This window comes from Streptomyces sp. NPDC004732 (genome assembly GCF_040609235.1).
Lineage (GTDB): Bacteria > Actinomycetota > Actinomycetes > Streptomycetales > Streptomycetaceae > Streptomyces.
Genome location: NZ_JBEXJR010000001.1, coordinates 966,059 through 978,379, shown reverse-complemented (window position 1 = coordinate 978,379; position 12,321 = coordinate 966,059). Strand labels below are relative to the sequence as shown.

The following is a 12,321-nucleotide window of genomic DNA, read 5'->3' as shown; positions in this document are numbered from 1 at the left end:
GGTGGCGGCTCCTAGGCGAGTGCCCAGGCGACGTCCCTGAGCAGCGCGTGCCGCCAGCCCGCCCGGTCATGGCCGGAGGCCGCCCGCGACACCCGTACGGTCGCACCGGCCTCCTGGACCAGCGACTCGGTCAGTTCGCAGTGGGGGAGCATCCGCTGCTCGTGCTCCCCCAGGTCGAACGCGATGCGCAGCCCTGACAGATCGGGGCGCTCCTTGCGCAGTCGCCCGGCGATGGTGCCGCCGACCGTGCCGCCCAGTGGGTCTGCCGTCGCCATGGCGTCCGGTGTCCACCAGAACGACGGCGACTGGCAGGCCACGCGGGACACCAGGCCGGGGAAGTCCAGCGCCGCGTACATCGCGCTCAGCCCGCCCAGACTCTGCCCGGCGACCACCAGGCGGCCCGCGTCGGCGGGCACGCCGCTCTCCGCCACCAGCGGCAGCAGTTCGTCCCGTACCGCCTCCCACAGGGCGGGGTCGCACCCGAACTCGGCAAGGCGGTCCTTGGACGGCAGGAAGACGAGGGTCACAGGGGGCATCTCGCCATCGGCGACGGCCGACTCGAAGGCCGTCATGGCCGGGTGCAGATACAGCCAGTCGTCCCCGTCGAGCAGCAGGACCACCGGCCCGCCGCCGCCCACCGCGTGGACCCGCACGGTGCGCCGCCCGCCGAGCCGCTGACTGGCCCAGCGGATGCGGGGGCCGGGCAGGGGCAGGGTGTCGTCGGCGCCGATGTCGGGCCAGTGGGGCTGGGCGGGGGCGTCCGGGGTCGCGGCTATGGAACGGTCGCCGCCCGCGCCGACGGGGTTGAGCGGGTCGGCGTACGCCTCCTCGCCCACGAGGACCTGATAGGTCACGCGCAGCCGCGCGGGCATGGGCACCTCGGCGTACCAGCAGTCCGTGTCGGCCCAGCGGTTCAGCGCCACGGGCTCCGACCAGCTCTCGAAACCGAGCCGCGCGGACGACCCCCGCCACAGGAAGAGCGTGGTCCAACCGCCGTCGTCGGCAGGCACGGAGAGGGGACTCCGGGCAGCCGACCAGAAGGCTTCGGTGCCGGGTTCACCGGGCAGTCCGTACTCGGCGAAGGCGTTCCCGGTGTCGGCCGCGGGGCGCATCAACGTCTCCTTGTGAGAGGGATGGGGGAAAGGCTAAGCTCGCATTAATTTAGGGGAGCCTAACCTAATCCTGACGGAGGAACCGACACATGAGCACCAACCCCTTCGACGACCCCGACGGCCGCTTCCTGGTCCTGGTGAACGACGAGGGGCAGCACTCGCTCTGGCCCTCCTTCTCCGAGGTGCCCGGCGGGTGGACCACCGCCTTCGGCGAGGACTCGCGGGACGCCTGCCTGGAGTACATCGAGACCAACTGGACGGACCTGCGCCCCCGTTCCCTCGTGACGTCCGTGGAGGGCTGAACCTCGTCAGCACCCGTACGCCCGCACTGCGAGGAAGGGCCGCGCCGATGCTCTGCAAGAGACTGACGAACGCGCGCTTCCTCACCATGGATCCGGACCACCCCGTCGCCCACGACCTGGGCATCTGGCGGGGCCGGATCGCGGGCCTGGATGCGGCCGTGACCTCCACGCCCGCGCGCGAGGTGATCGACCTCCAGGGCGCCACCGTGCTGCCCGGGTTCGTCGACGCCCACGTGCATCTGGCCTGGACCGGGCTCAAGGAGAACACCTTGAGCATCGCGGGCCGCACGAGGATCGACGACGTGCTCGCCGTGGTGGCGGCCGCCGCGGCGCGCGAACGCTCACCCGGCGCCTGGCTGAACCTCGTCGGCTACGACCAGCGGGCCCTGGGCCGCCATCTGACCGCCGCCGAACTGGATACGGTCAGCCAGGGCCACAAGGTCTTCATGCTGCACGACTCCGGGCACGGCTGCGTGGTCAACTCCGCCGTCCTCGACCTGCTCCCCGCGGACGTCCCGCACGAGAACGGCTTCCTCGCCGAGGGCGCGATGGGCGCCGCCCGCGCCCTGCGCCTGCCGTACTCCCAGCGCGAACTGGCCGAGGCGATCGGACGCGCCGCCCGGACCTGTCTGAGCGAGGGCGTCACCGCCTGCGCGGAGGCGGGCATCGGCGGCACCCTCTTCGGCCACAGCCCCGTCGAGCTCGGCGCGTATCAACTCGCCCGCGAGGAGGACCTGCTGCCGCTGCGCGTGCAGCTCATGGTCGCCGCGGAACGGCTCGGCCCGGTCGCCGCACACGAGGCCGACGGCATCCCCAGGGCCCTCGACCTCGGCCTGCGCACCGGCTTCGGCGACGACCGGCTCTCCGTGGGCGCGCTGAAGATCTACACCGACGGCGGCATGATGGCCCGGACGGCCGCGCTCAGCAGGCCGTACGAAGGACTCGACCACGCGGGCCAGTTGCAGGACGACCCGGACGCACTCACCGACATGATCGTCGACGGTCACCTGGCGGGGTGGCAGCTCGCCGTCCACGCCATCGGCGACCGCGCGGCCGACCTCGCCCTCGACGCCCTGGAAAGGGCCCAGCGCCTCCGTCCGCGGCCCGCTGCCCGGCATCGCATCGAGCATGCGGGCCTGATCCGCCCCGACCAGCTCCCGCGCTTCGCGCGACTCGGCGTCAGCGCGGTCGTCCAGCCCAACTTCCTGCGCTTCTTCGGCGACGACTATGCGGAGATCATGGGTGAGGAGCGGGCGCCCTGGCTCTACCGCGGCCGCGGGTTCCTGGACCACGGGGTGCCCCTGGTCGGCAGCTCCGACCGCCCCGTCACGGACGGATCCCCGCTGCGGGCCGTCCAGTTCATGGTCGAGCGCGCCTCCGAGTCGGGTCAGGTGATCGGCCCGGACGAGGGCATCACCGTCGACGAGGCCCTGCGCGCCTACACGGTGGCCGGGGCGCACGCCTGCCACTGGGAGGACGCCCTGGGCACCCTCACCCCGGGCAAGCGCGCCGACCTGGTGGTGCTCGGCGACGACCCCCGAGGTGTCGACACCTCACGCATCGGCGGGATCGAAGTGGCGGCGACGTACGTCGACGGCTGCGAGACGGGGAAGGCGGCGTCGTGAGCGGGCAGGGAACCGTCCGGGAGGGCGGTTCGTACGTGGGGGACGGCGACGGGTCCGGGCGTCGCTACGTCATCTGGCACACGGCCGGGGAGACCCTCGTCTTCGACCGGCGGATCAACTGCCCCGCGGACGTCGGCGACGAGGCCCTCCCGGAGCTGCTGCGCAGGCTGCGCGAGGCGGGCGTGCCCGAGACGGACGCGTACCCGGGCCGCCCGTGCGCCTGATCCTCACGGGCTCGTGAGGATCACGAGTTGCTGCGTCGCGCGGGTCATCGCGACATAGCGGTCGACCGCCCCTTCGACGCCCTCGCCGAACGTCTCCGGGTCGACGAGGACGACGAGGTCGAACTCCAGCCCCTTCGACAGCTCGGGAGTGAGGGACCGTACGCGTGACGGGCCACGGAACCGCTCCTGACACTGCTCCTGGAACTTCTCGTGGAAGGCCGGATCGCCGATGACGCAGGCGACCCCGTCGGCGTGCGCGTCGAGCCAGGTGTCGAGGGTCCGGTCCAGGTCCGTGACCGGTCCGTGGACGACGGGGATGCCGCTGCTGCGGATGGACGTCGGCACGTTGGCGTCGGGGATCGCGGCCCGGACGACCGGCTCGGCCGCCGCCATGACCTCTTCCGGCGTGCGGTAGTTGATGCTCAGGGAGGCCATCGTGACCCGGTCGATCCCGGCCCGCTCAAGCCGCTCCTGCCACGATTCGGTGAACCCGTGCCGGGCCTGGGCGCGGTCGCCGACGATGGTGAAGCTCCGCGACGGGCAGCGCAGCAGCAGCATCTGCCACTCCGCGTCGGTCAGTTCCTGCGCCTCGTCCACGACGACGTGCACGAACGGGCCCGCGAGCCGGTCCGGGTCGTCGGTGGGCAGGGCGCTCTCGTCGATCAGGGTGTCCTGGAGGTCCTTGCCGCGCAGCATCCGCACCGCGCCCTCGCTGTCGTCACCGGCCGAGGCGAAGTCGGCGGCCGAGAGGATCTCGTCGATGACACCGGCCATGCGCTCGCGTTCGGCCGCGACGGCGGCGTCGTGCCGCCGCTTGCGCCGGGCCGCCTCGGGGTCGCCGAGCCGCTGCCGCGCGGCGTCCAGAAGCGGCAGGTCGGACACCGTCCAGGCCTGGGGAGCGTGCTTGCGCTGCAGCTTCGTGACGTCGTCGCGGCCGAGCCAGGGCGCGCACATCCGCAGGTAGGCGGGGACCGTCCACAGGTCGGAGACGAGGTCGGCGGCCTCGATCAGCGGCCACGCGCGGTTGAGCGTCGTCACCAGGTCCCTGTCCTGCCGCAGGGCCCGCAGGAACATCTCGGGCGAGACGCCGGCCCCCTCCTCGGCCTCGTTGTCGATGGCCTCCTTGCCGATGGCCTGCTTGTCCATGAGGATCGTGGCCAGCTCCTCCCAGATCAGCTCGCGCGCCTCGTTGTGCGCGGTGCCGGGGCCCGGCGCCCGGAACGCCTCGGCCCAGTCGTCGGCGCTCACCCGCACGTCGGCCCAGGGCGTCGAGGCCGTGCATGCCTCGGAGGGCGGCTCCTCGTAGAACCTGACGGCCTTCTCGATCGCCTTCACCATGTCCGCGGTCGCCTTCAGGCGGGCCACCTCGGGGTCGCTCTCGGGGCCCGCCGCGGCGCCCTCGGCGACGAGGTCCCGCAAGGTGCAGGTCTGCACGCCCTCTTCGCCGAGGCTGGGCAGGACGTCGGCGACGTAACCCAGGTAGGGCTCGTGCGGACCGACGAAGAGCACGCCGCCGCCGCGGCGGTTGTGGCCGAGGCGGGGGTCGGAGTAGAGGAGGTAGGCGGAGCGGTGCAGGGCGACGACGGTCTTGCCCGTGCCGGGCCCGCCGTCGACGACGAGGGCGCCGCGGGAGCCCGCGCGGATGATGGCGTCCTGGTCGGACTGGATGGTGCCGAGCACGTCGCGCATCCGGGCCGACCGGTTGCCGCCCAGGCTGGCGATGAAGGCGGACTGGTCGTCGAGCGCGGCGTGGTGTTCCAGGCCGTCGGCGGTGAACACCTCGTCCCAGTAGTCGCTGATCCGGCCGCCGGTCCAGCGGTACCTGCGACGGCTCGCCAGCCCCATCGGGTTGGCGTGGGTCGCCGCGAAGAACGGCTCGGAGGCGGGCGAACGCCAGTCGACGAGCAGCCGACGGCCTTCGCTGTCGGTGAGCCCGAGGCGCCCGATGTACAGGGGCTCGGCGCCGTCGTCCGCGACGACGACGTGCCCCAGGCAGAGGTCGAGCCCGAAGCGGCGCAGGGCGCGCAGGCGGCCGCTCAGCCGGTGGATCTCCGAGTCCCGGTCCATCGCCTCCCGGCCGATGCCGCCGGGTGCCTTGCGGAGGGTGTCGAGACGGCCGGAGAGTTCGGCGATGGTCTGGTCGAGGCTCTCCGCGATCGCCGCGAAGTGCCGCTCGTCGCGAGCGGTCAGTGCCGCCTCGGCCTTGGCCGCGAGGTTGGCGGGCAGGTTGAACGCGCTGCTGGTCAGGGGGTCTCCGATGTCCGCAGGATCAGGCTTAGGGCGTGATTTTGCGGGACGACGGGGGCCTTGCCGCAAGCCCCCCTGTGCGCTATAAGTTGAAAGTGGCAAGAGGTGGGATTCCCCTCTTGCCTTTGTTGTGTGCGGGCTTGCCCTTGCTGTGTACGGGGCTGTGCGCGGGGCCATGCACGGAGCTGTGCATAGAGCTGTGCATGGGCTTCGCCCTTCTTCCGCTCCTCTTCTCGGCTCCTCCTGCGAGCTTTGGCGTGCCTCGGGACCACCCTCGGTTGGACTCAAAACTTAGGTAAGGCTAGCCTTATCTCGCTTGTCCTCGACCGTGGAACCATCGTGGAACCCAGGAAGGTACAGCCTTGATCACGGCTACGCCGCGCCCTGCCCCGCTGCACGCACTCCCCGCAGGGGCGCCCGACGGGCCGCCCGCGGTGCGCTCCGCCCGTGAGGAGGACGCCGCCGCACTCGTCGCCCTCTCCCAGCCCTTCGTACGCTCCGGGGCGCTGCGCGAGCGCCCCGCCTCGCTCTACACCGCCCACGCCACCGACTTTCTCGTCGCGGACGCGGACGCGGACGCGGGCGTGGGCGTGCTTGGCGGCCCTCTGGAGGGCTGCGTGGGTCTGCGGGTGCACCCGGCCGACCCGGCGACGGGCCGCGGCCCTGTGGGCGTCCTCTACAACTTCTGCGTGGCCGGGCACAAGCAGGGCCGCGGAGTGGGGGCCGCGCTCATGCGCGCCGCACTGGCCGTGGCACGCGCCAAGTCGCTCAGCGCCCTGTTCACGGCGACGACGGGCGGGGGAGACCTGTTCCTCCGGTACGGGTTCGCGCCGACGGCCGCGCGCATGGCGCCCCCGGCGTGGGCGAACTCCCTCGATCCGCGGCGCAACGCGCTGATTCTCGCGAGGAGTCTGTGACGCCGCCGAGTCTGTGACGGCACGCCGTCTGTGACACGACGCCGCATCGGCGTCATACATGCCGCTCCCGCCCCGGTTCACCTCCCGGGGCGGGAGTTCTCGTTTGCGCCGGTCAGTGCCGGTCAGTGCCGGTCAGTGCCGGTCAGCGCCCGCCAGTGACTCTCAGACAGCGCACTCGTCGTGCGCAGGGCTCCCGTCGCGATCGGCACGCGCGTCGGGGACCACCGTGGTGCCGGGGCTGGTCTCGCCCAGTACGCCGCGCAGCACCGCATGCGGCTCCCGGCCGTCGAGCACGTGCGCCTTGCGCACGCCGCCGCGGACGGCCCGCAGGCAGCCCTCCATCTTCGGCAGCATCCCGCTCGCGAGCCCCGGAAGGAGTTCGTCCAGCGCATCGGCCGTCAGGCGCTCGATCACCTCGGTGCTGTGCGGCCAGTCCGCGTACAAGCCCTCGACATCGGTGAGCATCACGAGGCGTTCGGCGTCGAGCGCCACGGCCAGGGCCGACGCGGCGAGGTCCGCGTTGACGTTGTAGACCTGCCCGTCCTCGCCGCGTGCCACGGGGGAGACGACCGGGATGTGACCCTGCTCCAAGAGCGCGCGTACCGTCCCCGGATTCACCTTCACGATGTCTCCGACGAGGCCGATGTCCACCGGCCGGTCGTCCACCCAGGCGGCCCGCCGCACGGCCGTCATCGTGTGCGCGTCCTCACCCGTCATGCCGACGGCGAAGGGTCCGTGGGCGTTGATGTGGCCGACCAGTTCCCGCTGGACCCGGCCGGTCAGCACCATGCGGACCACCTCCATGGTCTCCGGTGTGGTCACCCGCAGGCCCGCCGCGAACCGGGTCTCCAGGCCGAGGCGGTCGAGCATCGCGTTGATCTGCGGCCCACCGCCGTGGACGACGACGGGGCGCAGGCCCGCCTGCCACAACTCGACGACGTCCCGGGCGAACGCCCGCTGCAGGTCCGCGTCGACCATGGCGTGCCCGCCGAACTTGACGACGACCACGCTGCCTTGCATGCCCTCCGCGCGGAGGACGGCCTCGGAGGCCGTGGGGGTCTCGCAGGTCTCGGAGGCCTTGGAGGCCTTGGACTCCTGCTCCCTGACAGCCGTTCGCATCTCTGCCCCTACTCCGTTCACGAGCTGTACGCGCTGTTCTCGTGGACGTACGCAGCGGTCAGATCATTCGTCCAGATCGTCGCCGACGCATCCCCGGAGCGCAGGTCGACGGCGATCGTCACCTCGCGCCCCGAGAGGTCCACCTTGTCCCGCGGCTCCCCGGCCGCACCGTCCCGGCACACCCGGACACCGTTGATCGATACGTCCAGACGGTCGGGATCGAAGACCGCGGAGGTCGTGCCGATCGCCGAAAGCACCCGCCCCCAGTTCGGATCCTCGCCGTGCAGGGCGCACTTGAGGAGGTTGTTCCTGGCGACCGAACGGCCCACCGTCACGGCGTCCTGCTCCGAGGCCGCGCCGACGACCCGTACCTCGATCTCCTTCGACGCGCCCTCCGCGTCCGCGATGAGCCGGAGCGCCAGGTCGAGACAGACGCCGTGCACGGCCCGCGTGAACTCGGCCGGATCCGGCCGCACCCCCGAGGCGCCCGAAGCGAGCAGCAGCACGGTGTCGTTGGTGGACATGCAGCCGTCCGAGTCCACCCGGTCGAAGGTGGTGCGCACGGCCTCCCTGAGTGCCGAGTCGAGCGACGGGGCGCTGACGTCGGCGTCCGTGGTGAGGACCACCAGCATGGTCGCGAGGCCGGGGGCCAGCATGCCCGCGCCCTTGGCCATGCCGCCCACGGTCCAGCCGGGGCCGGACGCGACCGCCGTTTTGTGCACCGAGTCGGTCGTCTTGATCGCGACCGCCGCGGGCTCACCGCCGTCCTCCGACAGCTCCGCGGCGGCGGTGTCGATGCCCGCGGTCACCCGGTCCATGGGCAGCCGGACGCCGATGAGGCCGGTGGAGCAGACCGCGACCCGGCCCGCCTCGACGTCGAGGGCCCGGGCCGTGCGTTCGGCCATCACGCGGGTGTCGTCCTCGCCCGCGGGGCCCGTGCAGGCGTTGGCGCCGCCGGAGTTGAGGACGACCGCGGTGAGTGTGCCGTCGCTGATCACGCGCCGCGACCAGCGCACGGGCGCGGCCTGGACGCGATTCGAGGTGAACACCGCGGCCGCCGCGTCCGACGGTCCGCGGTTCACCACCAGCGCCAGGTCCGGGGCGCCGGAATCCTTGATCCCGGCGGATATCCCGCTCGCGGTGAATCCCCGGGCAGCGGTCACGCTCACGGAGCCACTCCATTCATGGGCAGGCCCGTCCCTTCGGGGAGCCCGAGGGCGACGTTCATGCTCTGCACCGCGCCACCGGCGGTGCCCTTGGTCAGGTTGTCGATCGCGCTGACGCAGACGAGCCGACGGGCGGCCGCGTCCACGGCCACCTGCACCTGGGCGGTGTTGGATCCGAGGACGGCGGCGGTCGAGGGCCAGGCGCCGGGCGGCAGCAGGCGTACGAAAGGCTCGTCTCCGTAGGCGGTTTCGTACGCGGTGCGCACCGCGTTCTCCGCCTTCTCCGCCTTCTCCGAGTTGTCTGAGTTGTCCGCGGGTTCCGGCAGCACGCTGGAGCGCAGACGCGCCGAACAGGTCGCCAGGATGCCGCGCGGCATCGGTGCCAGGGTCGGCGTGAAGGACACGGTCACGTGTTCGCCCGCGACCTGGGAGAGGTTCTGTGTCAGCTCGGGTGTGTGCCGGTGGCCGCCGCCGACTCCGTAAGGCGTCATCGAACCCATCACCTCGGAACCGACCAGATGGGGCTTGGCGACCCGGCCCGCCCCCGACGTGCCGCTCGCGGCGACGACGACGGCCTCCGGCTCCACCAGCCCCGCCAGGAAGGCGGGGAACAGCGCAAGGGTCACCGCCGTCGGGTAGCAGCCCGGCACGGCGACCCGGTCGGTTCCCTTCAGCTCGTCCCGGGCGCCCGGGAGTTCGGGCAGTCCGTAGGGCCACGTACCGGCGTGCGGGGAGCCGTAGAACCGCTGCCAGTCCGCCGGGTCGCGCAGCCGGAAGTCGGCCCCGCAGTCCACGACGAGGGTGCCGGGCTCCAACTGCCGTGCCAGCGCGGCGGACTGGCCGTGCGGCAGCGCAAGGAACACCACCTCATGGCCCCGCAGGGACTCCGCCGACGTCTCCGCGAGGACCCGGTCCGCGACGGCGGACAGGTGCGGTTGCACCTCCCCGAGGCGCCGTCCCGCGCTGCTGTGCGCGGTCACCGCGCCGATCTCGACCTCCGGATGCGACAACAGCAGACGGAGGATCTCCCCGCCCGCATAGCCACTGGCTCCGGCCACCGCGGCCCGTACTGTCATGGTCTCCGTCTCTCGTGGGGGGTTTGGGCGGTCACGCGTTCTTCGGTTCCCTGTGCAGGAGGAGACCGCGCAGCAGGCCGTCGGTCGTGCAGACCATGCCGCTGCGCGCGGCCCAGCGAAGCGCCAGGGCGTGTTCCTCGGCGGAGAGGTCGGCCACCGCGTCGGCGACGACGAACGGCTGGATGTCGTTCATGAAGGCGTCCGCCGCGGTCAGGAGAACGCCCAGGTGCGCGTACACGCCACAGACGATCAGCTGGTCACGGCCCTTCGCCCGCAGCAGCCTGCCGAGATGGCTGCGCAGGAAGGCGTTGTGCCGCACGTTCGAGAGCAGGTGCTCGCCGGGGCGGGGCGTGAGGGCTGGGACGATCGCGGCGGCGCCCGGCTCGTCCCCGATGCCGGGTCCCCACATGTCGGCGACGAGCCCGCGCTGCCCCGGCGCCTGACCGGCGGGCTCCGCACTGAAGATGATGGGCATGCCCAGGGTCGACGCCAGCTCTCGGAGCGTCGCTATGTTGTCGACGAGTTCCACGACAGGAGACAGCCCTTTGGGGAAGGCGCTCACGAAGTGGTTCTGCATGTCGTGGACCAGCAGCGCGGCACGCACCGGATCGATGCGCCAGGAGACGTGCGACCGGGGGAGGGCGGTGCGGTCCGGCATCGGGTAGGAGCCGATGGCGGGTAGGCCCATGGGTGTTTTCCCTCCCCTGATGACGCGCGCACCGCTGGGTCCGAACTGCGAATTGACCTTAGCTTAGCCTAACCTAATTAGCGCTAGGTCTGAGATGAAGGGCGTCGGTCCGCGGGGCGGCTGTGTGTGGCGCAATTGTGTACGCGGGAGAGGAAGTTGGTCGGGGCGGGCGCGTGAAGCTGTGGATAAGTGTTGGCGTGCTCCTGACCTGGTCACGCCTCTGGTCGGGGTTATCCACAGGGTCAACCGGAATCCTGCGCTTCGCGGGAGAGTCGGCGCATGACGAACCACAGCGAAGCGGCGGGTCCGCTCGATCCCCATGAATCTGTCCGACCTGATGGCCCGGCCCGCCACCCCGGCGAGCCGGTCCACCGCGCCGACGGCCCGGCGCCTCACCCCGGCGACTCGTTCGACGAACCGGTGGTCACGCTGCGCACACCGGCCGAACTGGCGGACGCCTTGCCGTATTTGCTCGGGTTCACGCCCGAGGAGAGCATCGTGCTCATCGCCCTGCACGGCGAGCGGGGACGGTTCGGCGGCCGCGTGCGCCTCGGCGTCCCCGAGCGTGCCGAGGACTGGCCGTGCGTCGCGGAGCAGCTGGCCCAGTGCCTGGTGGGCGGTTGCGAGCGGAGGGGAGCGCGTCCTGACGGCGTCGTCGCCTTCCTCTGCCAGGACCCCGTCGGCGCGGAGACCGGGCAGCAGGTCGTGGAGCGGCTGCGCCCGTTGGCCCAGGTGCTGCGCACGGCGTGCGGCCGCCTGGACGTGCCGGTCTTCGAAGTCGTGTGCATCTCGCAGGGCCGCTTCTGGACGTACTGCTGCCCGGACACCCGGTGCTGTCCTCCGGAGGGCATCCCTCTGCTCAGCCCGGGCACCTCGGTCCTGGCCGCCGCCGCGACGTACATGGGGGTGCAGGCGGGCGCCACACAGAGCGAGATCAGGGGACGGCTCACCCCATGGCAGACCGCGGCGGCGACGGACCAGGAGCGGGCACTCGACGCGGCGGGTCTCGAACTCCTCCCCAGGATGCTGCGCGACGCGGACCGGGACGCGGAAGGGGGTGCGGAACGCGACGCGGATCAAGACGCGGACCAGGGCACGGACCACGGCGCGGACCCGGGCGAGAGCTGCGCGGAAGGAGGGAGCGTTGCCGCTGAGACGCTCGATCTGGCGCGCCGGATCATGGCACGCCTGGACGCGGCGCCCCCGGCATCCGGCACCCTCGAAGCGGACAACAGGGACGACGAGCTGATCGCGCACGACGAGGCGGCCGCGCTCATCATCGGCCTTCAGATCCCCACGACCCGCGATCGTGCGGCGGAGTGGATGGAGGGTGATGAGGGGCCGCCCGCGCTGCGGCTGTGGAGGGCCCTGTCCCGACGCTGCGTCGGGGCGTACGCGGAGTATGCGGCCGCGCCACTGGCTCTCGCGGGCTGGGTCGCCTGGTCCCTCGGCGACCTCGCGGAAGGCCAGGAGGCCCTGGCCATGGCCCTGAGCGCCGACTCCAGGTATGCCTTTGCCCTGCTCATCAACCACGCCTGCAACGACGACATGGACCCGGAGTCGATCCGCCGCTGCCTGCGACGGAAGCGTGAGGCCCACGACGGCGCTTCTCCCCGGCGGCGCCGCCGACGACGCTCGTCGCGCTCCGCGCCCGGAGCCTCCCCGGCTTCCGGTGGCCCGGGCAAGGGTCCGCAGAACCGCCGCCGCATCACCCGGCGGGCGGCGAGGGACAGCTGATGACCGTGCACGAGCTCTGGGCCACTTGGTCGGCTTCCCGCGCAGGGGCGTGACTTGGCACAGGCTCTGCCCGTTCACCTGAGTGGCGGTACCCCCGGCCGGGTCGTG

Annotated in this window: 11 protein-coding genes; 5 read left to right on the top strand and 6 right to left on the bottom strand. The window is 72.1% G+C overall.

The window, feature by feature from the left end; translation table 11 throughout:
* Positions 1-11 precede the first annotated feature (11 nt).
* A complete protein-coding gene (locus tag ABZV77_RS04025) occupies positions 12-1,112 on the bottom strand; it encodes an alpha/beta hydrolase-fold protein (protein WP_356249957.1) in 1,101 nt (366 codons plus the stop codon).
* A gap of 89 nt (positions 1,113-1,201) precedes the next feature.
* Between ABZV77_RS04025 and ABZV77_RS04020 the strand changes: the two genes are divergently transcribed.
* Genes ABZV77_RS04020 through ABZV77_RS04010 form a run of 3 tightly spaced genes read left to right on the top strand, consistent with a single transcriptional unit; the run spans position 1,202 to position 3,263 of the window.
* The gene (locus ABZV77_RS04020; RefSeq protein ID WP_356249955.1) at positions 1,202-1,414 is read left to right on the top strand and encodes an MbtH family protein; all 213 of its coding nucleotides are present in this window, start codon (positions 1,202-1,204) and stop codon (positions 1,412-1,414) included.
* Between the two features lie 47 nt (positions 1,415-1,461).
* Entirely contained in the window at positions 1,462-3,039 is a 1,578-nt protein-coding gene (locus ABZV77_RS04015; RefSeq protein WP_356249953.1) for an amidohydrolase, read from the top strand.
* Positions 3,036-3,263: a hypothetical protein gene (locus tag ABZV77_RS04010; RefSeq protein ID WP_356249951.1), complete on the top strand. Its 228-nt coding sequence runs from the start codon at positions 3,036-3,038 to the stop codon at positions 3,261-3,263. Before ABZV77_RS04015 ends, ABZV77_RS04010 begins: the two co-directional genes overlap by 4 nt.
* Before the next feature lie 3 nt (positions 3,264-3,266).
* Here ABZV77_RS04010 and helR read toward each other — a convergent pair whose 3' ends face one another.
* A complete protein-coding gene (helR, locus tag ABZV77_RS04005; RefSeq protein WP_356250192.1) occupies positions 3,267-5,522 on the bottom strand; it encodes an RNA polymerase recycling motor ATPase HelR in 2,256 nt (751 codons plus the stop codon).
* Positions 5,523-5,944: 422 nt separating this feature from the next.
* Between helR and ABZV77_RS04000 the strand changes: the two genes are divergently transcribed.
* Entirely contained in the window at positions 5,945-6,427 is a 483-nt protein-coding gene (locus tag ABZV77_RS04000) for a GNAT family N-acetyltransferase (RefSeq protein WP_356250190.1), read from the top strand.
* A gap of 162 nt (positions 6,428-6,589) precedes the next feature.
* Here the strand turns inward: ABZV77_RS04000 and argB are convergent, their stop codons facing one another.
* From argB to ABZV77_RS03980, 4 genes are all read right to left on the bottom strand, one after another.
* The gene (gene argB, locus ABZV77_RS03995; protein ID WP_356250188.1) at positions 6,590-7,447 is read right to left on the bottom strand and encodes an acetylglutamate kinase; all 858 of its coding nucleotides are present in this window, start codon (positions 7,445-7,447) and stop codon (positions 6,590-6,592) included.
* 116 nt (positions 7,448-7,563) lie between these two features.
* Positions 7,564-8,715, bottom strand: coding sequence for a bifunctional glutamate N-acetyltransferase/amino-acid acetyltransferase ArgJ (argJ, locus tag ABZV77_RS03990; protein WP_356249949.1), 1,152 nt, complete (start codon positions 8,713-8,715; stop codon positions 7,564-7,566).
* A complete protein-coding gene (gene argC / locus ABZV77_RS03985; protein WP_356249947.1) occupies positions 8,712-9,788 on the bottom strand; it encodes an N-acetyl-gamma-glutamyl-phosphate reductase in 1,077 nt (358 codons plus the stop codon). Before argC ends, argJ begins: the two co-directional genes overlap by 4 nt.
* Before the next feature lie 31 nt (positions 9,789-9,819).
* The gene (locus ABZV77_RS03980) at positions 9,820-10,476 is read right to left on the bottom strand and encodes an isochorismatase family protein (protein WP_356249945.1); all 657 of its coding nucleotides are present in this window, start codon (positions 10,474-10,476) and stop codon (positions 9,820-9,822) included.
* A 279-nt stretch (positions 10,477-10,755) separates the two neighbouring features.
* Here ABZV77_RS03980 and ABZV77_RS03975 point away from each other — a divergent pair, with 279 nt between their 5' ends.
* Entirely contained in the window at positions 10,756-12,213 is a 1,458-nt protein-coding gene (locus ABZV77_RS03975; RefSeq protein ID WP_356249944.1) for a DUF4192 domain-containing protein, read from the top strand.
* Positions 12,214-12,321 lie beyond the last annotated feature (108 nt).